Origin of the sequence: Mycobacterium sp. 852013-50091_SCH5140682 (assembly GCF_001665685.1) — a bacterium.
Lineage (GTDB): Bacteria > Actinomycetota > Actinomycetes > Mycobacteriales > Mycobacteriaceae > Mycobacterium.
The window spans coordinates 70,113-97,049 of the sequence record NZ_LZTB01000120.1 but is presented as its reverse complement, the minus strand read 5'-3'; the positions used below and the strand labels follow the sequence as shown (position 1 = coordinate 97,049).

Genomic DNA, 26,937 nt, shown 5'->3' with positions numbered 1-26,937 from the left:
GCCATGGGCGGCACCGGCTCGGTGGTCACCTCGGCAGGCCTGGTGTTCGCCTTCACCATGATGTCCATGGCCGTCAGCGAACTCGCGGTCATCGGCCAGGTCGGCACCACCATCGGCCTGGGCCTGCTCTTCGACACGCTCGTCATCCGCTCATTGATGACGCCGTCGATCGCAGCCCTGCTCGGAAAGTGGTTCTGGTGGCCACAATTGGTCCGTCAACGCCCCCTGCCGGAGCCCTGGCCGAAGCCTGCGGAGAAGCAGACCGCGGACGCCACGGCCTAGTCACCAGGACCGCGTCACCCAGCACCGCGTCACCCAGCACCGCGAGCGTGCGTGTCTGCTGCCCGACACACCGTCAATCGGCAGCAGTTCACGCACGCTCGTCGCGTTCGAGCTCTCAACTGACGACGGCCACGGCGAATCCGTCCCACCCCTTGGTGCCCACGGTCTGAATCGCCGCGGTGTCCAGCCGGGGATGGTTACCCATCATCTCCAGCATGTCGCGCACCGCGCGGGCCTGATGATCGTCGGCGGCCGGAGCCAACACCCGGCCGAACCGGGTTACGTTGTCCACCACGATGATCGACCCGGAGTGCCCCAGTTTGATGGCCCATTCGACGTAGGCGACATTGTTCTCCTTGTCGGCGTCGATGAACGCCAGGTCGAAGATGTCCCCGCGCTCGGCGAGCCGGGGCAGGGTGTCCAACGCTGCCCCGACGATCACCTCGACGCGGTCGGCGACTCCGGCGCGCGCCAAGTTGGTCCGGGCCACCTCGGCGTGGCGGGGGTCATATTCGAGGGTGACGACGTGGCCCGCCTCGCCGACTGCGCGGGCCAGGTTGATGGTGCTGTAACCGGCGAGCGTGCCGATCTCCAGCACCCGGCGCGCCCCCGACATTCTGGTCAACAGCGACAACAACTTTCCGTGCTGGGCAGATACCTCGATGGCGGGCATCTCAGCGGTCGTCGCGGATTCCCGAGCGGCGATCAGCGCGTCGTCCTCGGTGTGCAGCAGCTGGGTGAACATGGCGTCGACGTCGGCAGGCTCGGTCACCTCCGCCAGGCTAGACCACGCCTTCTTTCGCGTACACCATCCGCAGCACCAGTCCGACCTCCGGCCCCATGATCGTTTCGCACAGCTCGCAGTAGGTGGCGACGAATGCAGGCCCGTGCGGCGGCGGTGCGGGGCTCAGGTGGTGGGCCAGTTCGTGCAGCACGACGAGTTCCCGGAGTGCCCATGTCGAATCCCGTTCGGGCACTGCGATGACGGCCACACCGTCGACGAGTTCGTAGTGCGCAGCGGCGGTACCGCGGCGCGCCCGCACGCTCACGGGCGGGGCACCGACGCGGGCAAGCACCTCGTCGACATAGCGCTGCACCGACTCCACCGAGCCGAACTTCGCCTCCGGCGGCAACGTCAGCGACGTACCGAAGAAGTCGATGGCACGTGAACTGTGTTGCGCGGCACGGTCGAACATGGTCCGCACGAACTGCTCGGCGGCATATACCTTGGCCCGCTGAGCGTCTCGGGCCGTCACTGCTCCAATGCGCCGCGCGCGCCGGACAACTCGGTGTTCGGGCCCAGCCGCGCCCGCTGCCCGGCGCGGTCCCCGGCCCGGCGTGCCGCCGAGGAATAGCCCGCCGACGCGCTGCTGGCCCGCCACGTGCCACGCGCCTGCGAAGCCTGGCGATAGAAGCTCTTCAGTTCGATATCCTTGTCGCGCAAAGCGATTGCCGTCCCGGGCTGATCAGTACGATCGGCTTCCTGCTTGGCCTCCTCGCGGGCCTTCGTCAGCCGCTGCCCGATGCGAGAACCGAACGCCAGCTGGAAGTTCAGCCGCGCAGTGATCGTCGGGGTAGGCCGGTGCGCGCCCGAGGCGATGTAGGACTCCGAGGCCTTGACCATCTGCAACACCAGGCTGGTGTAGAGGGCATGGGTGGCGTCGATGTCCTCGGCGAAGCCGTAGGCGTAGACGAACGTCGAGTTCGACGCGACATCGCATTTGACGTCGTTGGCCATCCCGATCATCACGAACAACTGCACATAGGTGCGCAGGCCCTTGGTGCCTGCCTGCCCTATGGTCACGGTGCGCTGCACCGGCATCTGCGCCTTGGTGCGCTGGGCGGAATGCGACCGGGCCACCGCCAGGTCGATGGCGGTGGCCGTGGCCAGCCGCTGCGCAGCGGCCATGAACGCCTCGGCCTCGTGCGCGTTGTCGGTGCCCTCGGCCTGGCGCAACAGGGCGGCGATGCGCGCCAGCATCTTGTCGTCGCTCACGGCACGATCCTAGAAAACGCCTCCGACATCACTGCCCGGCGAAAGCCTTCAGCGCGTCAAGCACCTGCGGAGAAAGCGGGCCGGGCTTGCCGTAGTTCGCGATGCTGTCGGTCGGGTCGTCGCGCAGGATGTGGTTGACGCCCTTGAGCTCGACGACCTTGAGCGCCGTATGGTGCAGCGCGTCGATCAGCGGACGTTCGGCGTCGCAGCTGGCCTGGGAGTCGGAATCCGAGCAGGTCAGCAGGACCGGCAACCCGGCGGGCAGGGCGGCGGCCAGCGCCAGCGGATCGATCTTGTCGGCCTCGACGATGGCGTTCAGATTGCTCTTGTTGACGATCGCGCTGAGGCCTTCGGGCAGGTTGTCCGGGACGGTGCCCTTGGTACGAATCTGGTCGACGGCACCCAGCCACGCGTTGAGCACCTCCGGAGTCGACCCCGAGCGCACCCGGTTGGTGATGATGTCCAGGTACCGGCCCGCCAGCGGCTGCAACAGCGCCAGCGAGTGCACCTTGGGATCACCTCGGCCGGCCAGCGTCATCGCATGGATGGCGCCCTCACCGACCGCGTAGATCGACAGCCGATCCTTGTCGGTGTGCGATTGATCGCCGAGGAACTTCAGTGCCGCTGCCGCGCCGGTGGTGTAGACCGCGCTGACGACCTCCGTCGGCTTCTGCTGGTAGGGCCCCAGCTTGGTCTTGCCGGTACCGATCTTGTCGTAGCGCAAGGTGGCCACGCCGTCGTCCGACAGCGCCTCGGCGATCTGGCGCATGTTGCCGATCGGGCCCACCACTTTGTTGTCGCCGTTGCGGTCCGTCGGCCCGCTCTCGGAGATGAGCAACGCGGCCGGACCGGACCTGCCGTTGTTGCGGTAGGTGCCGAAGATGGTCAGGCCGTCGGCGTCGAAGCTGACGTCCTGGTCGACCCATTTGGCCGGCTGCTCGGATCCGCAACCGGCCAGCAGCAGCACCGCGAGCAGTGCGGCGGCGATTCGTCTCACAGATGCGCCTCGATCCACGACGTCACGTCGTCGAGCACCAGCGCCTGCTCGGGCTCGTTGAACACCTCGTGGTACAGGCCCGGGTACACCTTGAGGTGGACGTCCTCGGCAGCGACGCACTCGACGAGCCGATGACTGCCTTCGACCGGCACCAGCCGATCCTTCTCGCCGTGCACCACCAGCAACGGCGCAGCCAGCGCAGAGGCGCGCTGCGGCATCGTCTCGCCGACGAGGATCAGGGCCCGGGCGATGCCGGCAGGCACCTTGCCGTGCCACACGAGCGGGTCGGCGTTGTAGGCAGCGACCACAGCGGGGTCCCTGGAGACGGCCGTGGCGTCGAGTTCTTCGACGGGCAGCCCGGGAGCGATCTTGCCGAGCACCTTGGCCGCCGCCACCAACAGCGTCGACAACGACGCCTGCGCGGCGACCGCGGGCCCGGACAGCACCATCGCGGTGTACTCGTCGGGGTATTCGACGCCGTAGGTGAAGACGATGCCGCCACCCATGCTGTGCCCGAGCACGATACGGGTGAGGTCAGGATGCTCGGTGGCGGCGATCCCGACGAGGGTGTGGAAGTCGCCGACGTACTCCGACATGTCCCGCAGATACACCCGCTTGCCGCCGGAACGGCCGTGTCCGCGGTGGTCGAGGGCGTAGACGATCAATCCGGCTTCGCCGAAGCGCTGGGCGACGTGGTGGTAGCGGCCAGCATGTTCGCCCAGCCCGTGCGACAGCACGATGACGCCACGGGGCTCGCCCTCCGGCATCCACTCGTCGTAGACGATGCGCACCCCGCCGACGCCGTCGAAGGTCCGCTCGGTACGGGTACTGGTCATCAGGCGAGCGTAGCGGGATGCAGGTTAACGGTTAGTGCAGCACTGCGGTCCCGAGGACGAACACGCCGACCATGGCCGCCGCGGCGACGAACGGCCAGATGATGACGATCTTCCCGCGGGTCAAGCCGTAGAGCATGATCGCGCCGGTGGCCACCAACACCACAACCAGTCCGATGCCCACGGTGATGATCGCCGCTTCTTCGTGGTAGCTGGCATCGCAGGCCGCGTCGTGGCAGCCGTCGGTGGCCATGCCGAAGCCGAGAGCACTCATCATGAATTCGATGAATGCGGCCGGGATGAGCAGGACATACAGCACGAATGCCGCGATATTCGCGCCTTCCACCCCCCGCCGAGCCATTTTTCGATCGTAGTTGTCGGTGGGCGTGCGTAGGCTCGACGACGTGACCGTGCTCGCACCTTCACTCGACAGCGGCAGTCCGGCTGACGCCTTCCTCGCCGACGCCCAGCAGTACCGGCGCGAGCTGCTCGCGCACTGCTACCGGATGACCGGCTCGCTGCACGATGCCGAGGATCTGGTGCAGGAGACGTACCTGCGCGCGTGGAAGTCCTACGAGGGCTTTCAAGGCAAATCGTCGATCCGCACCTGGCTCTACCGGATCGCCACCAACACCTGCCTGACTGCCCTGGAAGGCCGCCAGCGCAGGCCCCTGCCGTCAGGCCTCGGCACCCCGAGCTCGACGGGAACAGAGGACATCGCCGAGCACCACGAAGTGCCCTGGCTCGAGCCGCTGCCCGACGAGTCCGCCGACCCGGGGAACATCGTCGGCGACCGCGAGTCGGTCCGGCTGGCGTTCGTGGCGGCGTTACAACACCTGTCGCCTCGCCAGCGCGCCGTGCTCGTGATGCGCGAAGTACTGCAGTGGAAAGCCTCCGAGGTTGCCGGTGCACTGGGCTCTTCCACAGCCGCGGTCAACAGCCTGCTGCAACGCGCACGGGCCCAGCTGGAAGCAGCGAGCCCGACACAGGACGCCCGGGTCGTCGCGCCCGAGTCTCCCGAAGCGCAGGACATGCTCAGTCGCTACATCGCCGCGTTCGAGGCCTACGACATCGACAAGCTCGTCGAGCTCTTCACTGCCGAGGCCATCTGGGAAATGCCACCGTTCGACAGCTGGTATCGCGGCCCGCAGGCCATCGGCGACCTCTCTCGCTACAAATGCCCCGCCGAGAAGGCCGGCGATATGCGGTTCATCCCGACGACCGCCAACGACCAGCCCGCCGCGGCGATGTACATGCGCAATCCGGAGACCGGCGTGCACGAAGCGTTCCAGTTACACGTGTTGGCTATCGGCGCTGACGGCATATCCCATGTCGTGGCGTTCATGGACCAGTCGTTGTTCGAGAAGTTTGGGCTTCCGGCCTCTCTGTAGGTCTTCTTCGCCCACACCCTGCACCCGGCGGCGTCGAGCCTGGCCGCGCGGCCGCCGCGGGGCCGCGCCTGCCGCCGCCTGCCGCGCCTGCCGCCGAGTGGCCACTTATGCCACGCGAATGCCCAATTCCCGTACACAACAGGCCACTCGACACCTGCCGCTCCTGCCGCCGGGCCGCGCCTGCCGCCCAGTGGCCACTTATGCCACGCAAACGCCCAATTCCCGTACACAACAAGCCACTCGACACCCGCGACTCCCACACCCCAAACCCGCCACCCGCCGAGTGGCCACTTATGCCACGCGATCGCCTAAAATGCGTGCAATAACTGGCCATTCGGCACCGGCAGCCCGCAACGCGGCACAGAGGCGGGCGACGATAACCCAGGGTCGGCGATCGAGTAGGTCAGCCCCGACGCGGATGATCAACCAGCCAAGCGCAGCCAACTCTGCATAGCGATCGATGTCATTGGCGCGCACTCGGGGATCTGTCCAATGCTGCGCGCCCTCGTACTCGACACCTATCTTGAATTCCTTGTAGCCCATGTCAATTCGTGCGTGCTTTCTACCGCCGAAGTCGCCAGGTACCACAATCTGCGTCTGCGGCTTGGGCAGCCCTGCGTCGACAAGCACCAGCCGGGTACGGGTTTCCTGCGGGGATTCGGCGCCACCGTCCATGAGGGTCAGTACGTCACGCAGTTGGACCAGACCCCGCACACCGGGATGACGCGGCAGCAGAGGGTCGACGTCGGCCGCCGTCACGAACGTCGCCTGCGCGAGCGCATCCAGCCGAATGACCGCCTCGTCCCTGCCGGGGCGCCGGCCCAGGTCGAACGCCGTACGCGCCGGCGTCGTCACCGGTATCCCGGTGAACAGTCGAGTCTCGTCGTCAAGGAGTTCGTCGCGGTGCACCAGAATCCCGGGCACCGGCTTGCCGTTGCGCCGATAGAACTCGGCAGGCTCGGCCGGGTCGATCCACCGCGTGCCGTACAGCGCTGCCGCAGAGAGGCCCGCCAACGTCGCCTGCCGCCCGGAGAACAACCAGGCGGCCTCGGCTCGGTGGGCCGCGGTCAAGTCGACCCCCTTGGCCAGATAGACGTCGCGGTAGATCACGTTGTAGCGGTTTGCCAGGGTTCGGCGGGTCATCGCCCGCGCGGCAAGGGCCTCAGAACCAAGAAGTGGTCGCTCCATGTGCCCCACGGTGTGGGCGAGGGCCGACAAGCCAGCCGTCCCGAGCCGCTCCGTGAGCGCGCCCTGTGGATGAACTTCGGTTTGGGGATAACCCCGCATGTCCAGTGGCCAGTCACGACACGCAAACCAGCCGATCGCGTGGCGCAAGTGGCCACTCAACAGCCCAGAACGAGTGCAAAAGCGTCGCCGGGGATAACCCCGCATGTCCAGTGGCCAGTTACCACACGCAAACCGGCCGATCGCGTGACGCAACTGGCCACTCGGCGACGGCGAGGCAAGCCGAGCCCGTGCCCGTGCCCAACCACTCGGCAGAGCCCGCGACACCAGCAACAGACGACGAAGAGAAGCTCACATACACGCAGTTCAGAGTGCTGCTTGTCACACTTTCTGAAACGTGTTCTATGATCGCCTGTCATGAAGACCAAGGGCGCCCTGCTGTGGGAACTCAATTCGCCGTTCAAGGTCGACGAGATCGACCTTGGTGACCCCGTCGCCGACGAGGTACAGATCCGGATGCATGCCGCAGGCATGTGCCACTCCGACTACCACATCACCACCGGTGCGACGCCGATCGGCTTGCCCGCGCTGGGCGGCCACGAGGGTGCCGGAGTGGTCACGAAGGTCGGCAAGAACGTCACCGGCATCGAGGAGGGTGACCACGTCATCCTCGCTTTCATCCCGGCGTGTGGCGAGTGTCCGCCGTGTCTGAAGGGCTTTCGGTCGCTGTGCGACCGTGGCGCCGTGCTGTTGGGCGGCAAGGCCATCGCCGACGGCACCAGCCGCATCCACGCCGGCGACCGTGAGGTGTCGCCGATGAACCTGCTCGGCACCTTCGCGCCGTACATGACCGTGCACAAGGATTCGGTCGTCAAGATCGACAAGGACATCCCGTTCGAGACCGCGGCCATCATGGGTTGCGCGGTGCCGACCGGCTTTGGCTCGGCCACCAACGTCGCCGACGTCAAGCCCGGCGAGACGGTCATCATCGTGGGTGTCGGCGGTATCGGCATGAGCGCGCTGCAGGGAGCGGTGATCTCGGGGGCCAAGCAGGTCATCGCCATCGACCCGAATGCGTGGAAACGTGAGCAGGCCATCAAGTTCGGCGCGACGCACGTTTACCCGTCCATGGCCGAGGCCATCGCCCCGATCATCGACGTCACCCACGGATTGATGGGCGACAAGGTCATCATCGCGGTCGGCGAGATGAAGGGCGAGTACATCGAAGAGGCGATGATTCTCACCGCCAAGACCGGCACCTGTGTGGTGACGGGCATGGGGTCGATGATGGACGCCGACGTCAAGCTCAACCTGTTCCTGTTCACCATGTTGCAGAAGACGTTGAAGGGCAACATCTTTGGTGGCGGCAGCTCGCACGTGGAGACGCCGCGGCTCACCGCGCTCTACAAGGCGGGCCTGCTCAACATCGACGACATGATCACGCGCACCTACAAACTCGAGGACATCAACCAGGGCTACCAGGACATGTTGGACGGCAACAACATTCGCGGCGTCATCAAGTTCGACGAATCGGACTGGTAACGCTTTCTGCCCAGCAGACACATAGGTCCCCGACACGCCGGGCGTGCGGGGACCTATGTGTCTGTTCGCGAAACTGAGCGGAACCTACTTGGGTGGCATCCGGATACCACCGTCGACGCGGACGACCTCGGCGTTCATGTACGAGTTGGTGATCAGCTCGATGACCATCGATGCCAGTTCCTCGGGCTTGCCCAGGCGGTGCGGGAAGAGCACGGATTCGCCGAGCTTGGCCTTGAAGGCTTCGGACGCTTCGCCTTCCCCGTAGATCGGGGTGTCGATGAGGCCGGGGGCCACGGTGTTGACGCGGATGCCCACTGCGGACAGATCACGTGCGACCGGCAGGGTCAGACCCACGACGCCGCCCTTGGACGACGAGTACGCGGCCTGCCCGATCTGGCCGTCGAAGGCCGCGACGCTGGTCATGTTGACGATCGCGCCGCGTTCGCCGGTGTCGGTGAGTTCATTGCGGCTCATCGCGGTGGCGGCCAGCCGGATGCAGTCGAACGTGCCGACCAGGTTGATCGCCAGCACCTTCTTGTAGACATCCAGGTTGTGGGCGGATTCGAACTGGCCGTCCTTGCCGATGGTGCGCTGGGCCCAGCCGATGCCCGCCGAGTTCACCAGGGCACGCAGCGGACCGAGGTCGACGGCGGTGTTGACCGCGTCGATGATCTGGTCGGTGTCGGTCACGTCGACGGTGACGAACACGCCGCCGATCTCTTTGGCGAGTTCCTCGCCCTTTTCGGCCTGCAGGTCAGCCACGACGACGCGGGCTCCCTTGGCAGCCAACTGGCGGGCGGTTGCCGCGCCGATACCTGATGCGCCACCGGTGACGATTGCGCTAGCTCCGTTGATATCCACGACTCACACACTAAGTCCGGCCGACCGGTGGGTTGACGTTAGGTCGCTAAGCTGGGCGGCATGCCTCCGATCGTCGACATTCGCCACGCCGGCGACCGTGGCCTCACCACCACCGAATGGCTGCAGTCGCGGCATTCGTTCTCGTTCGGCGATTACTACGACCCGGCCAATACCCATCACGGGCTGCTGCTGGTCAACAACGACGACATCGTCAAACCGGCTTCAGGTTTCGACACCCACCCGCACCGTGACATGGAAATCGTGACATGGGTGCTCGACGGCGAACTCGCACACCACGATTCCATGGGCAACTCCGGCGTCATCTATCCCGGCCTGGCGCAACGGATGTCGGCGGGCTCCGGAGTCTCCCATTCGGAGAAGAATGGATCTTCGGCTGCGCCAGTCCATTTCGTGCAGATGTGGGTGCTGCCGGACGAGGCCAACGTGACGCCGGGCTATCAACAGCAGGAGATCGAGCTCACCGATTCCCTGACGCCCATCGCGTCAGGCGCCACCGACGCTGCCGTCACGCTGCACAACCGCAACGCCACCCTGTACGGCGCCCGGCTGCAGCCCGGCGACGCGCTCGAGCTGCCACACGCCCCGTACGTGCACCTGTTCGTCACCCGGGGCGCGGTGACGCTCGAAGGCGCCGGTGAGCTGACGACGGGCGACGCCGCCCGCCTCACCGCCAGCGGCGGCCAGCGCGTGAGCGCGTCGGCGGACGCCGAGATCCTGGTGTGGGAGATGCATGCGGGTCTGGGCGGCGCGTAGCGCGCTCGCAGCGGTTCTGGTCGCGACGGCGGCCTGCGGCTCCCCGCCCACACCGGCGCCGAACCCGCCGCCTGTGCCAGCAGGCCTGTCGACGGTCACCGTCGAGGTGCCCGATGTCCTCGCGCAGTCCCCGTTCGACCGGCCGCGCCACGCTCAGGTGCCTGCCGGCTGGACGCTGACGGTCGTGGCCCGGGTGCCGGGCGCCAGGATGGCGGCGTGGACGCCCGATGGCAGGCTGCTCGTCTCGGTGCCGGGCGCAGGGCAGGTCGTGCAGGTGCTGCCGACGCGGCAGGTGGCGTTGGCCGGTCTGGATCAACCACACGGTCTGACGTTCGCCGGGTCCACACTGTATGTCGCGGAGAGCGACCAGATCGACGCCTACGACTACGCCGACGGCCGCGCCGTCAATCCCCGCACGATCGCTGCAGACCTTCCCGACGCCAAGAGCCTCGATCTACGCGGCGCCTACGCCCATGCGCTCAAGAGTGTGGTGGTGGGACGCGATGGCGCTGTGTACTTCTCGATCGGCTCCACGGGCAACATCTCAGCCGAGGACCGCGCCGCCACCCCGCCGCGGGCCACCATCATGCGCGTGCCCCCTGGCGGCGGCCCGGCCCAGCCGTTCGCGACCGGGGTGCGCAACGGCACGGGCCTGGCGTTGGCTCCCGACGGGTCGTTGTGGACCGCAGTGAACAACCGTGACAACGTCGCGGATCCTGACGGCAAGGTGAACCAGGACTACGTCAACGATCATCCGCCGGAGACCGTTGCGAAGCTCTGGCCGGGACGCGAATTGGGTTGGCCCTATTGCAATCCCGACGGCGCCGCACCGGTGGGGTTCATCCGCGACATGCAGACCAACGCCGACGGCAGCAAGCTGGACTGTGCGGCGCTGCCGCCGGTTGAGCAGGGCATCCCCGCGCATTCGGCGCCGCTCGGTATGAGTTTCACCGAGCTGGCGCAATTCGGTACGGGCGCGCTGGTGGGTGTGCACGGCTCGTGGAACCGTGCGAGCGCCCAAGCGCCCGAGGTGTCGTTCTTCGGCTGGCACGACGGCACATTGGGTGCGCAGCAGACACTGGTCGGCGGGTTCCAAGATGACGGCGGTTCGCGGTGGGGCCGCCCGGTCGCGGCGGTCGCGGGACCCGATGGCGCGGTGTACATCACCGACGACGCCGCAGGCGCGGTGTACCGGCTGACGCCGAAAACCTGACCACAGCTAACCGCAGTCTCGCGGTGCCCGGCAGCGCGCACCGGCGCGTCGTCCGATGGTATGTATGCCGGGTTTACCGGCAAAGTCGCACGTCCGGTACCGAATCGAGATTGTAGTGTTACTAATGTTGACAGAGTTTCCTGTGTGGTTATTGTGTACAGCGTGCCTGCGCTGGCAAAACTGAAACAACGCGTGGTAGCCGGTGCGACCGCCCTCGCGTTGTGCGCCGTGCTGAGTTATGGCGGAACGCCGACGGCCCGGGCCGAGGACGCCAAGGCACTGCTGCTCGGCGCGATCGCCAACACCAAGGGCTCGTACCTCGTCTACAACTTCGGCGGGCAGTTCGCCGCACCGTTCATGTCGGCTTCGGGCAACCAGTACACGCTGAACAACGGCGGGCACTTGATGACCATCAAGAACGCCTCGACCCGGCTGAGCCCGCGCCTGCTGGTCGACAGCCATCAGGGCTATCAGTCCCGGTGTGAGCGCACACCGGGCGCGCGTACCGGCGAAGGACTCTGGCAGGCCTCGGAAACCTATGCACCGCTTCAGGCTTGGCAAGCGTTGGGTCAACCGACCATCGCCATCAATGCCAACTTCTTCGACGTGCGTGGCCAGAAGGGCGGCTCGTGGCGCGACACCGGCTGCAGCTCACCGCTGGGCGCCTACGTCGACAACACCCGCGGGCAGGGCCGGGCCAACACGGCCGTGACCGGCACCCTGGCCTACGCCGGCAAGCAGGGCCTCTCCGGCGGTGACGAGCACTGGACGGCGTTGGCCACCATGATCCTGCCGACCGGCGGGGCCCCGTACGTGGTGATGCCCAAGGGTCCCGACGACTACGACGCGGCCACCCCGGTGATCCAGCGGCTGTTCGACCAGAACGCACGGTTCGTCGCGGTCTCCGGGATCGGCTTGCTGGCTCCGGGTGACACCGGCCAGCTCAATGACAACGGCCCGAGCGCGGCGCGCACGGCGCTGGGCTACAACCGGGCGGCCGACCAGTTCTACGTGTTCCAGGGCGGCAGCTACACCCCGGACAACATGCAGGATCTTTTCCGTAGCCTGGGCGCCGACAACGCGCTGCTCCTCGACGGTGGCGGCTCGTCGGCGATCGTGCTGCGGCGCGACACCGGCGGCATGTGGAGCGGCGCGGGTTCACCGCGCGGCAACTGCGACACCCGCGCCGTGCTGTGTGATTCGCGCGAACGCGCCCTGCCGAGCTGGCTCGGATTCAATTAGTCCGTCAGTTCAAGTGATGCTGAGCGACGGTGTCGTCCGACGCACGCACTGACCGGAACTGGTCGCGCACTCCGGCGTGCCGCAGCTGGAAAGGCCGCTCATGCCAAGGCATCTCGCCCAGGTCGTGGTCGCCGATGTACATCAGTGACGCCCCGGCGGGCAGGCGGTCTGCGGCCAGCGAGGCCGTCGCGACCGACATCAGCGTCTGACCCCCGTGGGCCATATCCCGCAGCCGCGCAGCGACATCCGAGCTCACGGTGGCGACGGATTCTCCGGTGCGCATTTCGACGGTGTGCAGGCCGATGCACAACGAGAACGGATCCGACGGCGCCAGTTGCAGGTCGAGGGCACAGGCCACCGCGTCGGAGGCCCGGCCGAAGGTGGCCACGAAGCTGTCACATGCGTATTCGCCGCCGCGCAGAACCCCGTCATTGAGAGCGATCAGGTGGCTCATCGTCGCTCGCAACCATGGCAACGAGGCGGCCATGTCCCCGGGTTGCGTTTGCCACAGGCGTGCCGACCCTTCGGCGGCAGCCATCAGCAACGTCACCGTGCCGGTTGGTTGCTTTTCGGTCATGCCCACGTCGCTCCAGTCTTCGTCAGTTCCGCGGTGCCGGCGAGCACACCGCAGAAAGCCAGCGTAACCGCCCTGCGCAGGCCGTGCGGCCGGTGCGCTCAGACGGTGTTGGCGGCGTCAAGCCCGTTGCCGCAGAGCGGGGTTGCTAACTCGGGGGTACTCCGGGCTTGTGCCCGTCGGATGCCCATCAGCTCCACCGCACACGGTTTGCTGACGAATGTTCAGGCGGTCAGCCACAAATCGACGGACTCACTGGTGAAGACGTCGAGCAGCGTGCTCCACGCGTCTGGTCCGAGCGCTGTCTTCACGTGCTTGTAGTCGGTCAGGACGAACCGGAACTTGCCGTTGTCGGGTGTGCCGAAGCCACCGCGCAGGCAATCGGCGAGCGCGTCGAAGTTGGAGCCGAAGTAGCCACCGTCCCCGTTGACGGCGCGGCCGATCTCGGTGAACAGGTCGGCTTTGGATGCGACCGCGGCCCCGTCGATCCGATAGATCTTCACATGCCTCCGATCCGGCAGAAGCTCTGATAGTGGTCGCCGGTGTAGTAGAACTCCGGCGGATGGTTCAGCGGCTGCCCGCCGGTCACGATGCGGCGGGCGCCCCGATTCTTCGCGCCGGGTGTGGGCACCGTGTACTCGTGGTAGTAGCCGCGTTCGTGCTGGGGCAGGACCCGTTCGAAATTGCCGAAGACCACGCCGTCGTTTTTCGGATACGGGAACGGGCCGCCGGATTCGATGAGCTTGACGGTCTGCCCGGCTTCCGGCGGGAGCCCGTTGAGGTTGCAGGTGCCGTCGGCGGCTTTCGCCGCGCTGGTCGCCGTGGTGACCGTCGTTGTCTTGGTGGCTGTGGGCGCGCTGTGACCGCAGCCGGCCACCAGCCCGATCAGCACCACCGCCATCGCTACGCGCCGCACCGCCACGACGCTAGCAACAAATCCCGGGTTACTGCAGAACCTCATGGCACGATCGTTACTCGAGTGACCAGAACGCCCCCTTCCGAGCAATCGACGTCCCGCCGCGCTGTATCCGCGAGTGGCCGGAAGACCATGTCCACCAAACAATTTCGGCCCGATATCGAAGGCTTGCGCGCGGTCGCGGTACTGGCAGTCGTGCTCTATCACGCGGGTGTGCCCGGGATAGGCGGCGGATTCATCGGCGTCGACATGTTCTTCGTGGTCTCGGGCTTCCTCATCACGGGGCTGCTGTGGCGCGAGGCCGGCCAGACCGGCACGGTGCGGCTGGCGTCGTTCTACGCCGCGCGGGCCCGGCGGCTGCTGCCCGCCGCTGCGGTGGTGCTGGTGGCGACCTCGATCGGCGCGGTCGCGCTGCTACCGCCGCTGCAAGCGCGTGGGGTGCTCGGCGACGCGATCGCCAGCGCGCTCTACGTCGGCAACTACCGGTTCGCCGTCGAGGGCACCGACTACCTCGCCGCCGACACCCCGCCATCGCCGCTGCAGCACTATTGGTCCCTCGGTGTCGAGGAGCAGTTCTATCTGCTGTGGCCGGCGCTGATCATCGGGGTGGCGTGGTTGTTGACGCGGTCCGGGCGGAGCACCCGTTCGGCCACGCCGTACACACTGGTGCTGTTGGCCGTGGCGGGCGGCTCGTTGGCGTTGTCGTTGGCCTGGACCCAGACCATGCCCCCGTGGGCGTTCTTCTCTCTGCCCACCCGGGCCTGGGAGCTGGCCGTCGGTGGCGTGATCGCGTTGACCGCGGCGAGTTGGCGGACGCTGCCGCCGGTGTGCGCGGCCATCGCGGGCTGGGGTGGGCTGGCCCTGATCTTGGTGACATGCACGCAGATCCGGGCATCGGAGCCCTATCCCGGTACCGCTGCGCTGCTGCCTGCACTGGGCACCGCGCTGGTGATCGGTGCCGGCTGCTCGATACCCACCCTGGGAGCCGGGCGGCTGTTGGCCCTGCCGGTGATGCGCGGCATCGGCCGGGTGTCGTACTCCTGGTACCTGTGGCATTGGCCGCTGCTGTTGTTGGCGCCCGCACTGTTCGGTGGCCCGCTCGGGCTGGGCGGCCGGGTGCTCATGGTGCTGATTTCTCTCGGCCTGGCGGTCCTGACGCTGCATCTCATCGAGAATCCCGCCCGGTTCGCCGCGGCCCTGCGCGCGTCGGCGTGGCGGAGTCTCGCGGTCGGCGCGACCGCGACCGGCGTCGCGGTGTGTGCCGGCCTGATCCTGCTGGCCGTCCGGCCGGTGCCCACCGGGTCCGGGCCCGCCGCGGTCCCGGTGGCCGCTGTGCAGGCGCCCGTGCCGGGGCCCGCGCCGAAAGTACTGACGCCCGCCGATCAGCTGCGGGCCGCCGTGGCGGCATCGGCGAACCTGCGGGCCGTGCCGTCGAACCTCTCGCCGTCGCTGGGCAACATCACCAAACCGGAGGTGTTTCTCAACGGCTGTGTGTTGTCGTGGAAAGACCTGAACCCACCGGAATGCGCCGCCGGTCAGGTGAATTCGAAGACCACGGTGGCACTGATCGGCGATTCACACGCGGGCATGTGGTACCCGGCACTGGAACCCGTTGCGCGGCAGCGCGGCTGGCGGTTGGAGACGATGGCCAAGGTCACCTGCCCGGTGTTGAAACTGCCGATCGTCAGCCCTTACTTGGGCCGTGAGTTCTCCGAATGCAAGCAGTGGCGGGCGGCCGTACTTGCCCGGGTTCAGCAGGAGCGCCCGGCGCTCGTGGTGGTCGATATGGTGCGCCGCTACGGTGCCGACTTCGGTTTCACCAGCTATGACCCGGTGTGGCTGGATGCGTTGACGCGGTTGGTCTCCCAGTTACGCGGTACGGGCGCCAAGGTTCTGGTGCTCGGTCCGGTTCCCGATCCCCATGACACCGTGCCGACGTGCCTGTCGGCGCACATGAACGACGTCGCCGCCTGCACGCCGCAACGGTCGATCGCCATGAACGACACCGGCATCGCCGCGGAGGCCGCGGCCGTGCAGGCCGGAGGCGGACAGTACGCGAATCTCGGCGAGTTCTTCTGCACCTCCGACCGCTGCCCCGTCATCATCGGCAACACCATGGTGTTTCGCGACGACAACCACATCACCACCGAATACGCCCAGCAGCTCAGCCCCGTCGTCGGCGGCCTCGCCGAAAGCGCGCTGGCCCGCAATTAGTAACCGCTGAGCGGAGTCCGCAACCGCCGCAACGCATCTGGTCCGGCTTGACTGTGCCAGCGGGACGGGTCCGCGCGGCGACAGCCCCACAGCAGCAGGGCTTGCCTACCACCATCTCTGGCCGCCTACGTGTTTCTCGGCGTCCCGAAACCCTCAACAGGGCATCGCGGGAAACTCGTTGCGGTGCTGCTTGACCCAGCCGCCGAGCTGGTTGATGGCCGCGATGGCGGCGTCATAAGTGCCGCCGTCGGACTGGGCGGCCAGTGCGACGCCGAAGGTTCCCGACGGGCTGCTGACCGTGGCGAGCTGCCGGACCAGATACGCGCCGTCGACGCCGGGGCCCCAGCCACCCTTGGCGGCAACTCCATCGACTCCGGCGAGTCCCCACTGTTGGTCGGCGGCCAGCCTGTGCATGTCGTCGAGCACGGGACCGGCCCCGGCGAGGCACGGCAACCGTGCGGCGAACCCGGCCTGGGCCTGCATCGCCCAGTCCGTCTGACCGAAGGCGCTGTAGCCTTCGCGCACTCGTTGGGATTGCACGACGGTGACTGTGTCCTTGCCGTCGCGCAGGATCGCCTCGACCGCGTGGGAGGCCGCCGCCGGATCGCCGAGCATGGACCAGAGCTGCTCAGCAGCAGCGTTGTCAGACTGGACGATTGCCTTGTTCACCAACGCACCCGCCCGCTCGGGCTCACTGCGCAACGCGGCGATGGACAGTGGCACCTTGATGGTCGACCACGCCGGGCCTGCCGACCAGTTGCCGAACAGCCGGGTACCGCCTTCCGACGCGACGGCGACACCCACGGCGGCGGGGATGGTGGCGGTGAGGGCCGCAAAACTCTCACCCAATGTGTCGACGGGCGCAGCCGCGGGAATGGCCGGAGCCCCCGCTGGTTTCGCGGCCGGGGGCGGTGGCGACGCGCAGCCGGCGACGATCGCGCAGCAGACCGCGACGGCCGCCGAAGTGTTGCGAACGCCACTAGAAAAGATAGACACGTGCGTTCTTCCCGCCCGTGCAGGTGATCCAGCCGTCGCTGCCGTTGACGCCGCAGTTCATCACGAACTTGTCCCCCGCGCACTGGCTGCCCGTGGTACTGCAGGGCACCGTGCCTGCCGCCTCGACGGTGCGGTGATCCTTGCTCGGACTGGGATATTCAGCCCAATAGGACTCCAGAACGCTGCGTGCCAGAAAGCACGACGTCTCCGGCGTACCTCGCCCGGCGCGCGTCGCCCAGCCCTGCTGACCCGGAAGTTGAATCCCCGCACCACAATCCTCGTTGCGGGTATCCGGGCCCGGCACCAGCGGCGGCTTCGCGGTGGCCGTCGGGGTCCGCGGTGTCGACGTCGTCGTGGTTGTGGTGGCCGATGTCGGTTGACTGGTGATCGGGGTCAGCGATCCGCTGGTGGTCGACGTCGTGGTGGATCCACCGATGATGTTGACGGCCAACACAATTGCACCCACAACCACCACCAATACGATGGCAGACAGGATCCACGGCAGTGGGCTGCGCCCACGTTTTGCGCTCATCGGGGAGATCGCCGGGCGGGAGGACTGCGGCGGAGGTGTCACCGGAATGCTCGGACTCGACCACCCCGACACCATCAGTGGCGGCGGGACCGCGCGCTGTGGCGGAGGTTCGGGACGCGGTGGTTCGGACGTACGCGGTCGGGGCGGTTCGGCAACCCGGGTCGGCGCGGTGGGCGGGTCCACCGTCGACAGGTCGGGCAGCACCGCCCCCATCGCGAAGGCATCGGCGAACTCCGCGCAGGAATTGAACCGGGAGCCAGGGTCTTTCGCCATCGCGCGGATCAGCACCGAATCCAGAGACCGCAATTGCGGGTGGGTGTCCGACAGCATCGGCGGCGGGCTGCTCAGCCGTTTGGCGATCACCACCGCAGGATTGGAGTGCGCGAATGGCGGCGCCCCCGTCAGAAGGTGGTATGCCGTTGCCGCCAGCGCGTACTGGTCGGCCCGCCCGTCGAGCGGGTCGTTGGTCAACTGTTCCGGTGCGGTGTAGGCCACTGATCCCACTGCGGTGTTGGTGGTGGTCAGCCCTGTGTCGTCGTTCGTGGCGCGGGCAACCCCGAAGTCGGCCAGCATAATTCGGCGCTGGCCGTGATCAGGGTTGGTCAGCAGGATGTTGGATGGCTTGACGTCGCGATGCAGCAGCTGACGTTCGTGGGCGTAATCCAGTGCGGCGGCCACCGCGTTGATGATCTTCGCGACCTCGGTGGGCGGCATTCCGCCGGGGTACTGTTCGCGTACCAGCCGGGCGGCGTCGGTGCCGTCGACATAGTCCATGGCGATCCAGAGCCGGCCCTCGAATTCACCACGGTCGTGGACGCCGACGATGTGCGGATGCCACAGGCGCGCCGCCAGATCCGCTTCCCGCGTGAACCGGGCCCGGTATTCGGCGTCCGTGCTCATCTCGACGGGCAGAACCTTGAGCGCATCCTCACGCGGGAGCCGCGGATGCATGGCCAGATAGACCTCACCCATGCCGCCCGAACCCAGCAGCCGCATGACGGTATAGCCCGCGAACTTGGCCCCCGCACCTAACGGCATGTACGGGAGCCTAGTTGGCTGGGCAGGTCGCCACGCGGAGATGGTGGCGACCTGGGCCCTGCTGGTGTGGTGCTACTTCGATGATGCTCCGGCCTTGGCGTTGTCCGCCGTATCCTTGGCGCCCTGCGTGGCCCCGGCAACGGTCTTCTTGACCGCGTCCTGCCCCTTCTTTGCGATGTTGTTGAGGTTGTCGCCCGCCTGCTTGGCCGTATCGCTGATCTGCTTGGTGGCCTTCTTGGCCGTGTCGTTGATCTGCTTGGTGGCCTGCGTTACCGAGGTGTTCACCCGGTCCCGCGCAGTATTGGCCGACGTGCTGACCGTTTTGGTGGTGTCGGTCGTCTTGGTGGTGTCGGTCACTGTGGACTTCGTCTGGTCCGCGGCCGAATTCGTCGTCGGTGTGCTGGTATTCGTGTTCAGCGACGGCGCCGACGGGAGGGACAGCGTCTTGGCCGACGGCAGAGTGGGCAGCCCTGTCTGCGGCGTGTTGTTGACCGCCAACGTCGACGGGCTGTTGGTCACCGCGGGCTGAGTCGCACCGGGAAGGTTGTACGACGCGTTCGCGATCGCGGCGGTCAACTGCTTGACGAAGTTGGCGAACCCGTCGGCCCACGAACCGACGTTGTTGTTCAGGTAATTGGTGAGCTGCGCTCCCAGCGGTGCGGCCGTGGCGTTGAAGACCGGAGTCAGCACCGTGTCCGACAGCGTCTTACCGACATCCGGAAGCCCGAGCAGATGGGTGATGCTGTCGGTCTGGGTCGGAACATCCAGGCCGAGGTTCAGCACGCTGGCCGGAATGATTCCGTCCGGAGACTGCTGCGTCGGCGCAGTACCGACCTGGAAGGGCGGCAACGCCCCGATCGTGAAGAGCGAGGGCAGCGTGATTCCGAATCCGGTGGTGCCCGCGTTGACCGAGCCCAGCGAGTACACGATCGGCAGTGCGCCGAATGGCGTGGTCAGCAGGCCCACGGTCTGCCCGCTGTTGAAGTTGAACCCGTTGGTACCCAGGTAGCCGGCCTGCAAGGTGTTCAAGCTCGTGTAGCTGACGCCGAGCAACGGAATCGCGAACGACTGCAGATTAGTGCCCAACAAGGTGGAAACACCTGTGGCCGTGGGCAATACGAGTCCGGGTGTGGCGACGGTGGCGAACGTCGCGAGGTTCAGCGGCAGCGCCACTCCACCGGCGAAGATCGGGACGGCCACGACGGTGTCGGTGGTCGACAACGGAATCCCCGCGACGTCCACCGGGCCGAGATCCAGTGTGGGCATCGTGGCCAGCCAACCGACCTTGCCGCCGAGTGGGAAGTTGTACAGGCCAGAGCCAGAAGGATCCCAGACGGTTATCGACGGTGTGTTGATGATGTCGAGCGGCGACAGAATCCCGCCGATGGTGTGCAGCAGCAACGGATCGGTAATCGGTACGCCACCGAGAGTCAAGCCTCCGAGAATGCCGGTAACCAGCGACGAACCAGTCAGACTCGGAATCTGCGCAAACAGATTGTTGATGTTAGTTTGTCCGCTGAGGCCAACCAGAGCCCAGTTGTAGCTGGATTCATAGCTGGTGTCCGTGACCCGAAGGCCGGGTATCAGACTGCCGAGTGACGGAATCCCGCCGAGCACCCCTAGATTGGTAAGCCCTCCAAGTGCTGTGTTGACCAGTTCGAGCGCGGTCCCGCCCACCCCGGTAACCGCCGCAAGCGGAGCAAGGGCGACTTGCAGCGCCGTGGCGATGTCGTTCGCGGGACCCACTGGGAGCCCAGGAATGACACTGAGATCGGGCGCCTCGAAGCTCTTCAGCACCGCTTCCAATGCTTTGGTCAGACCTTGGGTCGTCAGCAGGTCCGCCTGCGTCGTCCCCGCATTGAACGTCGGCAGCCAGCCGGCCGGGAACGCCGATGCGATCGGATCCCACGCGCCCGCCGCGGCGCCGCCGAAGTTCCCGGCCGCGAAGAGGATGTTGTTCAGGCTGTCGGATGAGTCGGTGATGATCTGCGTGTAGTTGGGGCCTGTGGCCGCGCTCAGTGCCACATCCCGGCTCACCACCGCGGCGTTTGCCTCGGCCGGTTGGGCAACACCGACGGTCAGGGCTGTGACGGTTGCCGTCGCTGCACCGATAGTCGCAATCTTTTTTGTCCGCTGCTTCGACTTGCGGTGCTTAACGGCCATATGACCAGTCCTTTCGGGAACCATCTCAGGTTGCTCTCAGGCAACCTAGCACCCCGGTGATCTAGATCACTACGATTGCTAAGGAAAATTTTCGCCGATGTTGGATAAGAAGAGTCCGCTCGCCGCTTTCTCGTCGTTATCGCATCTGCCAGTGGATATGCACCACCGATTTTGTGAGGACGCAACTGTCAGGGACTGCCACTTCTACGCAAGCGTCAATTGCTGCCAGCGAGTTCACAGCCTGGCGGCAAACCCGCTAGCCGATCTCACCTCACGCTCGCGACCTGCGTGTTCTTGGCAGCAGCTTGCTGCGCGGCGGTCCTGCGGCTATATCGGCGTACAGCGCCGCGAGCACTGCGCCCGGGCAATCCGTCGACAAAACGTGCCGTTAGCTGGTGGCGGTCAACAGTTTCGCCACAACGGCAGCGACGTGGGGCGCGTAACTCCCACCGAACAGCACCACGTGTGCCAGCAACGGGTAGAGCTGATGCAGGCCGACCCGATCGTGCCAACCGTCGCGCAGCGGATGCACCGACTCATAGGCCGCCAGCACATCCCCCAGATGCGGGCAGCCGAACAGCGCCAGCATCGCCAGGTCGGTCTCGCGGTGCCCGCCGTGCGCGGCGGGATCGATCAGCACCACGCCGTCGGCGGTCCACATCACGTTGCCGCTCCACAGGTCACCGTGCAGGCGAGCCGGGCCGTCAGCATCGTCGAACCGACCCGCACGGCACAACGCCGCCACCTCGGCCAGGCCTCGGCGGGTCGAAGCGTCGAGCTGCCGGGCAGCGCGCCCGCCCATCGGCTCGAGCCGCTCGTCGGCATAGAACGCGCCCCAGGAGTCGTGGTGGGTCAATGACATTGGCAGCGGTTCGGACATCGGCCCGAAAAACCCGGCGCCACGGTAGCCATCGGGCCCGGCACCGAATGCCGCCGCGCCGGCGTCGTGGGTTACCGCCAGAGCGCGGCCGAATTCGGATGCCGCGCGTGCCGACGGGGCCACAGACTGCAACCGTTGCAGCGTCAGCGATGTCGCGTCGTGCGCCAGAACCCGGGCACACGGCACGCCGTCCTCCACGGCGAGCCACCGCAGTCCGGCCGCTTCCACTGCGAAGAACCCTTGCGGCGCCGACGGATTGCGTTTGACGAAATGGTCCATCAAGCCCGGCCAGGGACGCCGAAGACTTTCGCCACGATTCGATCTCGCACCGCCGCAGGCGTATTCCGCATCAGCGCGACCTGGACCTTGGTGCCCAACCCAACGAGGTAGCGGGCCTTCGGCTTGCGCGCGGTGAGCGCTTCCTCAACGACCGCAACAACTTTCGCCGGCGGCACCGCCAGCTTCTTCGACACGGGGATGAACTTCTTCATCCCCTCGATGTGCTTGGCGTACAGCGCGCGTTGCGCAGGCGGTATCGCAGCTTCCACATCGACCACCATGTCGTCGGCCTTGCGCCACATGTCGGTGTCGGTCTGCGCCGGCTCCACGACCACCACAGGTATCCCCCAGGGCCGCAACTCGATTCGCAGCGCCTCCGCGCCGGCCTCGAGCGCGAATTTCGATGCCGCGTATGCACCCAGCATCGGCGAGGACAACTGACCGTTCACACTCGAGATGAAGATCACCCGTCCGCGGGACTCCCGTAGTTTAGGCAGCACAGCCCTGGTGACCGCGAACTGGCCGATCACGTTGACCTCCAGCTGTTTACGCCAGTCATCGGAAGACAACACCTCAACCGCGCCGGCCACCACGATCCCGGCATTGTTCACCACGGCGTCCAAGCGCGGTGGCAACGCGGCTTCCAACGCGTCGATATGCGCGGCGTCGGTGACGTCGAGGATCACCGTCGAGATGTGTTGCGGATCGATCGCAGCGACTGACGCCGCATCGGCTTCCGAACGCACCCCGGCTATGACGTCCCACCCGCTGACGGCCAGGTGTTCGACGATGGCCCGACCGATTCCACGGGCAGCGCCGGTGACCAGAACTGAAGGCATATCGGCGAGGGTACTGCGCGGCGCGACCGACTACGAGCCTGCGGGTTCGAGGTCGATCCGGATGGTCAACAGGTCGGTGCCGGCTACGCGCACACCCACACTGTTGAGCCCGCCGAGGATATCGAGCCGCTTCGCCGTGTCGTCGTCAGGCAGCAGTGTGGCGGTGCCGGAGCGCCATTGCCCTCTCAGCCGCAATCGGACGTGCGGGTCTGCTTGAATGTTGCGGACATAGTCCGAGCGGTACCCATGTTCGGACACCAGCCAGAAACTGTCGCCCTGACGCCGACCCCCGATAGGCGTGAACCGAGGCAAGCCGCTCTTGCGCCCTGTGGTCTCCAGCATGGTCAGACTCGACGAACGCCGCGCCAGCGGGTTGACGACGAATCGCTGGCCGGTCCGGACGAGTCTGAATTTCAAGGACTTCAGGTCGACCATGTCGTGCCTCTCCATTGGTTAACTGCTTGGGAGACGTGGCGGAACTCCGCAACCGCGCCCAGTGGCTAGTTATGACACGCAAATCGGTCGATCGCGTGCATCAACTGGCCGCTCGGCAGGGCCGCCACTGTCAGCCCGGAGCCTGCGTGCAGTATGTGCTGCGCGCGGCTCGCACGGCAACGGCCGCCTGGTCCGGGGTCGCGCCGTACTGCCCGACCATGGCGTCGATCGCATCCTGGGTGTGCTGCCCGGTATAGAGCAGCCTGCAGATCTGCCGGCCGGCCATCAACAGCTGATCGTCGTCGCCGGGAAAGACGCCGCGAGTGGCGTTCAGATAGCGGTAGTCGACATCTGTCAACGGGATGGGCCACGCTCCCGCCGTCCCACCCGCAGCACTCAGCAACGCTCCGGCCGCCAGCATGGCAGCACCGATTCGTACAATTCCCCTCGTCATGGCCATCAGGTTAGGGTTTGCGGCCTCGACCCCGCAATCATTCGGCGGATTTGACCGCAAACATCTCCCGACTCCCACCGGCCGCGCCTCGCCTTGACCGTAACAGTTGTTTCATATATTGGTTGTGCAATGGGCGGGAACATCATTCAGTGAAGGCGTGGCGCTGGGTTGCGATCGTCGCCGGCCTGATCGGTTTTGTGCTCAGTGCACTGACTCCCATCCTGCCGGTTGTCCAGACGACGGCGACTTTGAACTGGCCGCAGGCTGGCCGGCTCGGCAACGTGACCGCGCCGCTGATCACGCTGACGCCGGTATCGCTGACGGCGACAGTCCCGTGCGCGGTGGTGCAGCAGACGCCTGCCGACGGCGGGCTGATATTCGGCACCATCCCCGCTGACGGCAAGGACGCCGGCCTCAACGGACTGTTCGTCACCGTCAGTAAGGACCGCGTCGACGTGCTGGTGCGCAACGTCGTCGTCGCCACCGTCGCACGCAGCGAAGCGACGCGCTGCAGTCGGATCGACATTACGTCATCTCTCGACGGCACCTTCGCCACCTTCGTCGGGCTCCCCGGCCCCGACGGCGCCGATCGACGTAGCGGCTACGCCGACCCCAACCTGCGGCCACAGATCGTCGGCGTGTTCACAGACCTGAGTGGCCCTGCGCCGAGCGGACTTTCGGTGTCAGCGACCATCGACACCCGCTACACCACCGCACCGACACCGCTGAAGCTCGCGGCGATGCTGATCGGGATGGCGGCCACCGTCATCGCTCTGGTGGCGCTGTGGCAGCTCGACCGGCTCGACGGTCGCCGGATGCAGCGCTGGATTCCCACCCGGTGGCGCACGCTCACCTGGGTCGACGCCACCGTCATCGTGGTGTCGCTGTACTGGTACATCGCGGGCGCGGGCGCCTCCGACGACGGCTATCAGATGCAGATGGCCCGCGTCGCCGGGCATGCCGGGTACATGTCGAACTACTTCCGCTGGTTCGGCAGCCCCGAGGACCCGTTCGGCTGGTACTACAACCTGCTCTCCGTCATGACACACGTCAGCGACATCAGCCTGTGGATCCGATTGCCAGACCTGGTCTGCGCCTTGGTGTGCTGGCTGCTGCTGTCCCGGGAGGTGCTGCCCCGGCTGGGGCCCGCGGTGGCGGCAAGCCGGCCGGCGCTGTGGGCCGCGGCGTTCGTGCTGATCGCAGCGTGGATGCCGTTCAACAACGGCCTGCGGCCCGAAGGCCAGATCGCGGCGGGTGCCCTGATCACCTACGTGCTCATCGAACGGGCCATCATCTCGAGTCGAGTCACACCCGCCGCGTTGGCGGTCGTGACCGCCGCCTTCACCCTCGGCATCCAGCCGACCGGGCTGATCGCGGTCGCAGCGCTGGTTGCAGGCGGGCGCCCACTGTTGCGAATCTTCGTCGCCCGGCACCGGGTGATCGGCACATGGCCACTGCTGGCGCCGCTGCTGGCCGCCGGTTTCGTGGTGCTCACAGTCGTGTTCGCCGACCAGACGTTGGCCGCGGTACTGGAAGCCACCCGGGTGCGCACCGCGATCGGCCCCAGCCAGCCTTGGTACACCGAGAATCTGCGGTATTTCTACCTGGTGCTGCCGACCACCGACGGTGCGTTGTCACGACGGTTCGGCATCCTGATCACGATGGCGTGCCTGTTCCCGTCCATGGTGTTGTTCTTGCGCCGCAAGAAGATTCCCGGTGTTGCGACGGGCCCGGCATGGCGGCTGATGGGCATCATCTTCGCGACCATATTCTTCCTCACGTTCACGCCGACCAAGTGGATCCACCACTTCGGGCTGTTCGCCGCGGTCGGCGCCGCGATGGCAGCGCTGGCCACGGTGCTGATGGGCCCGACGATCGTGCGGTCGGCGCGCAACCGGATGGCCTTCCTCTCGGCCGTATTGTTCGTCGTCGCATTGTGTTTCGCGTCGACCAACGGCTGGTGGTATGTGTCGAGCTACGGCGTTCCGTTCAACGACAGCACCCCGCACCTGGGACCGGTCACCGCGAGCAGCGTGTTCTTCGGACTCTTCCTCCTGACGGCGTTCTACGCCGCACTGCTGCACATCAAGCCGACTACGCGGCCCGAACAGCGCTTCGTCCGCATGCTCACCACCGCGCCTGTCCCGGTAGCGGCCGGGTTCATGGTGATCGTCTTCGTCGCGTCCCTGACCATCGGCATGGTCCGCGAGTACCCGACATACTCCAACGGCTGGGCCAACATTCGTGAACTCAGCGGGGGCTGCGGGCTGGCCGACGACGTGCTCGTCGAACCCGATCCCAATGTGGGGTTCCTGACGCCCGCGCCCGGCAGCTACGGCCCACTGGGCCCATTGGGCGGCGACGCGCCCGTCGGATTCATCTCCGACGGCTTGCCCGAACACATTGTGGCCGAGTCGGTTTGGCAGACCAATGCCCAACCAGGCACCGACTACGACTGGACGGCCGCACCCACGCTGCCCTACGGTCTGGATCCCACGCGTGTTCCGGTGCTGGGCAGCTTCACCGCCGGGCCCCAACAACCCAGCACGTTGACCTCGGCGTGGTACCGGCTGCCTGCCGCCGACGACGCGCACCCGCTCGTGGTGGTGACCGCCGCCGGAACCATCAGCGGCAACAGCGTGCTCTACGGCCACACCGAAGCTCAGACAGTGGCACTGGAATATGGGCGCCCCGGCGCCGACGGCAAGCCGCAGCCCGCCGGCCGGATCACGCCGTACGACATTGGGCCCCAACCATCTTGGCGATCCCTGCGGTTCCCGCGCGCGCAGATTCCCGCCGACGCCGACTACGTTCGCGTGATCGCCGACGACCGCTCGCTCAACCCCGGCGACTGGGTTGCCGTCACCCCACCCCGGGTACCCGAATTGCGCTCGCTGCAGGAGTATCTCGGCACCACCCAACCCATCCTGCTCGACTGGATGGTCGGCCTGGTGTTCCCCTGCCAACACCCGATGCTGCACGCCAACGGGGTCACCGAGGTACCCAGATACCGCATCTCACCGGACTATCCGGCCAAGCTGCAGAACCCCGACACCTGGCAGGAAGGCCGCAACGGCGGCCTGCTCGGCATCTCCGATGTGCTGCTGCGCGCCCACGTCATGCCCACCTACCTGTCCCGTGACTGGGGCCGTGACTGGGGTTCGCTGCGCAAGTTCGATACCGTCGTCGACGCCACGGAAGCCCGCATCGACCTCGGCACGGCAACGAGGTCCGGGCTGTGGTCACCCGGGCCGATCCGGATCGAACCCTAGCTCCCTCGCTTCGGACGCTGAGTGGCCAG

The 26,937-nt window shown here is 66.7% G+C and carries 26 protein-coding genes; 8 read left to right on the top strand and 18 right to left on the bottom strand.

Going from position 1 to position 26,937, the window contains the following annotated elements; all coding sequences use genetic code 11:
• Positions 1-282, top strand: a 282-nt coding sequence (locus tag A5784_RS31775) for an MMPL family transporter (protein WP_156750896.1), incomplete at its 5' end; no start/stop codon positions are given.
• Positions 283-397: 115 nt separating this feature from the next.
• Here the strand turns inward: A5784_RS31775 and A5784_RS31770 are convergent.
• From A5784_RS31770 to A5784_RS31745, 6 genes are read right to left on the bottom strand one after another with little or no spacing between them, the layout of a single operon-like run.
• Positions 398-1,027 carry an O-methyltransferase gene (locus A5784_RS31770; protein ID WP_064948849.1) on the bottom strand — a complete coding sequence of 210 codons (630 nt, stop codon included), beginning with the start codon at positions 1,025-1,027 and terminating at the stop codon, positions 398-400.
• 37 nt (positions 1,028-1,064) lie between these two features.
• A complete protein-coding gene (locus A5784_RS31765) occupies positions 1,065-1,538 on the bottom strand; it encodes a TIGR04338 family metallohydrolase (protein WP_064948834.1) in 474 nt (157 codons plus the stop codon).
• Positions 1,535-2,278: a DUF2786 domain-containing protein gene (locus tag A5784_RS31760; protein ID WP_064948833.1), complete on the bottom strand. Its 744-nt coding sequence runs from the start codon at positions 2,276-2,278 to the stop codon at positions 1,535-1,537. Before A5784_RS31760 ends, A5784_RS31765 begins: the two co-directional genes overlap by 4 nt.
• A 28-nt stretch (positions 2,279-2,306) precedes the next feature.
• Positions 2,307-3,275, bottom strand: coding sequence for a hypothetical protein (locus A5784_RS31755; protein WP_064948832.1), 969 nt, complete (start codon positions 3,273-3,275; stop codon positions 2,307-2,309).
• Positions 3,272-4,111, bottom strand: a complete 840-nt coding sequence (locus A5784_RS31750; RefSeq protein ID WP_064948831.1) for an alpha/beta hydrolase — start codon at positions 4,109-4,111, stop codon at positions 3,272-3,274. The genes A5784_RS31755 and A5784_RS31750 overlap by 4 nt, the downstream gene beginning before the upstream one ends.
• 31 nt (positions 4,112-4,142) lie before the next feature.
• On the bottom strand, positions 4,143-4,469 hold the full coding sequence (locus tag A5784_RS31745; RefSeq protein WP_064948830.1) for a hypothetical protein: 327 nt from the start codon (positions 4,467-4,469) through the stop codon (positions 4,143-4,145).
• Positions 4,470-4,482: 13 nt separating this feature from the next.
• Between A5784_RS31745 and A5784_RS31740 the strand changes: the two genes are divergently transcribed.
• Positions 4,483-5,499 (top strand): sigma-70 family RNA polymerase sigma factor, encoded by a 1,017-nt coding sequence (locus tag A5784_RS31740; protein WP_064948829.1) that lies wholly within the window; start codon positions 4,483-4,485, stop codon positions 5,497-5,499.
• Positions 5,500-5,790: 291 nt separating this feature from the next.
• On the opposite strand, the gene A5784_RS31735 is transcribed toward A5784_RS31740, so the two are convergent.
• Positions 5,791-6,687, bottom strand: a complete 897-nt coding sequence (locus tag A5784_RS31735; protein WP_064948848.1) for a hypothetical protein — start codon at positions 6,685-6,687, stop codon at positions 5,791-5,793.
• A gap of 414 nt (positions 6,688-7,101) precedes the next feature.
• On the opposite strand from A5784_RS31735, the gene A5784_RS31730 reads away from it, so the two are divergent.
• Positions 7,102-8,226, top strand: a complete 1,125-nt coding sequence (locus A5784_RS31730) for an NDMA-dependent alcohol dehydrogenase (protein ID WP_064948828.1) — start codon at positions 7,102-7,104, stop codon at positions 8,224-8,226.
• An 84-nt stretch (positions 8,227-8,310) separates the two neighbouring features.
• Here the strand turns inward: A5784_RS31730 and A5784_RS31725 are convergent, their stop codons facing one another.
• Complete coding sequence (locus A5784_RS31725) at positions 8,311-9,087, bottom strand: SDR family NAD(P)-dependent oxidoreductase (RefSeq protein ID WP_064948827.1); 777 nt, start codon at positions 9,085-9,087, stop codon at positions 8,311-8,313.
• 60 nt (positions 9,088-9,147) lie between these two features.
• On the opposite strand from A5784_RS31725, the gene A5784_RS31720 reads away from it, so the two are divergent.
• The 3 genes from A5784_RS31720 (at position 9,148) to A5784_RS31710 (ending at position 12,316) form a co-directional block, all read left to right on the top strand.
• Positions 9,148-9,861, top strand: coding sequence for a pirin family protein (locus A5784_RS31720; RefSeq protein ID WP_064948826.1), 714 nt, complete (start codon positions 9,148-9,150; stop codon positions 9,859-9,861).
• Positions 9,839-11,074, top strand: coding sequence for a PQQ-dependent sugar dehydrogenase (locus A5784_RS31715; protein WP_064948825.1), 1,236 nt, complete (start codon positions 9,839-9,841; stop codon positions 11,072-11,074). Before A5784_RS31720 ends, A5784_RS31715 begins: the two co-directional genes overlap by 23 nt.
• Before the next feature lie 153 nt (positions 11,075-11,227).
• Positions 11,228-12,316 carry a phosphodiester glycosidase family protein gene (locus A5784_RS31710; RefSeq protein WP_156750900.1) on the top strand — a complete coding sequence of 363 codons (1,089 nt, stop codon included), beginning with the start codon at positions 11,228-11,230 and terminating at the stop codon, positions 12,314-12,316.
• Positions 12,317-12,320: 4 nt separating this feature from the next.
• Here the strand turns inward: A5784_RS31710 and A5784_RS31705 are convergent, their stop codons facing one another.
• The 3 genes from A5784_RS31705 to A5784_RS31695 form a co-directional block, all read right to left on the bottom strand.
• Positions 12,321-12,893, bottom strand: a complete 573-nt coding sequence (locus A5784_RS31705) for a nucleotidyl cyclase domain-containing protein (protein ID WP_064948824.1) — start codon at positions 12,891-12,893, stop codon at positions 12,321-12,323.
• Positions 12,894-13,114: 221 nt separating this feature from the next.
• Complete coding sequence (locus tag A5784_RS31700; RefSeq protein ID WP_064948823.1) at positions 13,115-13,393, bottom strand: barstar family protein; 279 nt, start codon at positions 13,391-13,393, stop codon at positions 13,115-13,117.
• Positions 13,390-13,791: a guanyl-specific ribonuclease gene (locus A5784_RS31695; protein ID WP_064948822.1), complete on the bottom strand. Its 402-nt coding sequence runs from the start codon at positions 13,789-13,791 to the stop codon at positions 13,390-13,392. The genes A5784_RS31700 and A5784_RS31695 overlap by 4 nt, the downstream gene beginning before the upstream one ends.
• 147 nt (positions 13,792-13,938) lie before the next feature.
• Between A5784_RS31695 and A5784_RS31690 the strand changes: the two genes are divergently transcribed.
• A complete protein-coding gene (locus A5784_RS31690; RefSeq protein ID WP_082945208.1) occupies positions 13,939-16,020 on the top strand; it encodes an acyltransferase family protein in 2,082 nt (693 codons plus the stop codon).
• A gap of 153 nt (positions 16,021-16,173) precedes the next feature.
• Here the strand turns inward: A5784_RS31690 and A5784_RS31685 are convergent, their stop codons facing one another.
• The 7 genes from A5784_RS31685 to A5784_RS31655 all read right to left on the bottom strand — a co-directional run bounded on the left by A5784_RS31685 (position 16,174) and on the right by A5784_RS31655 (position 23,636).
• Complete coding sequence (locus A5784_RS31685; RefSeq protein WP_064948845.1) at positions 16,174-16,896, bottom strand: serine hydrolase; 723 nt, start codon at positions 16,894-16,896, stop codon at positions 16,174-16,176.
• A 103-nt stretch (positions 16,897-16,999) separates the two neighbouring features.
• Positions 17,000-18,586, bottom strand: a complete 1,587-nt coding sequence (locus tag A5784_RS38635) for a serine/threonine-protein kinase (RefSeq protein ID WP_064948821.1) — start codon at positions 18,584-18,586, stop codon at positions 17,000-17,002.
• A gap of 72 nt (positions 18,587-18,658) precedes the next feature.
• Positions 18,659-20,749: a hypothetical protein gene (locus A5784_RS31675; RefSeq protein WP_064948820.1), complete on the bottom strand. Its 2,091-nt coding sequence runs from the start codon at positions 20,747-20,749 to the stop codon at positions 18,659-18,661.
• 388 nt (positions 20,750-21,137) lie between these two features.
• Positions 21,138-21,908, bottom strand: coding sequence for a fructosamine kinase family protein (locus tag A5784_RS31670; RefSeq protein WP_064948819.1), 771 nt, complete (start codon positions 21,906-21,908; stop codon positions 21,138-21,140).
• Positions 21,908-22,747, bottom strand: a complete 840-nt coding sequence (locus tag A5784_RS31665) for an SDR family NAD(P)-dependent oxidoreductase (protein ID WP_064948818.1) — start codon at positions 22,745-22,747, stop codon at positions 21,908-21,910. Before A5784_RS31665 ends, A5784_RS31670 begins: the two co-directional genes overlap by 1 nt.
• Positions 22,748-22,777: 30 nt before the next feature.
• Positions 22,778-23,182 (bottom strand): nitroreductase/quinone reductase family protein, encoded by a 405-nt coding sequence (locus A5784_RS31660; protein WP_064948844.1) that lies wholly within the window; start codon positions 23,180-23,182, stop codon positions 22,778-22,780.
• A gap of 130 nt (positions 23,183-23,312) precedes the next feature.
• Positions 23,313-23,636: a DUF732 domain-containing protein gene (locus A5784_RS31655; RefSeq protein ID WP_197514945.1), complete on the bottom strand. Its 324-nt coding sequence runs from the start codon at positions 23,634-23,636 to the stop codon at positions 23,313-23,315.
• A gap of 149 nt (positions 23,637-23,785) precedes the next feature.
• Here A5784_RS31655 and A5784_RS31650 point away from each other — a divergent pair, with 149 nt between their 5' ends.
• A complete protein-coding gene (locus A5784_RS31650; protein ID WP_286159454.1) occupies positions 23,786-26,908 on the top strand; it encodes an arabinosyltransferase domain-containing protein in 3,123 nt (1,040 codons plus the stop codon).
• The last annotated feature ends 29 nt before the right edge of the window (positions 26,909-26,937 follow it).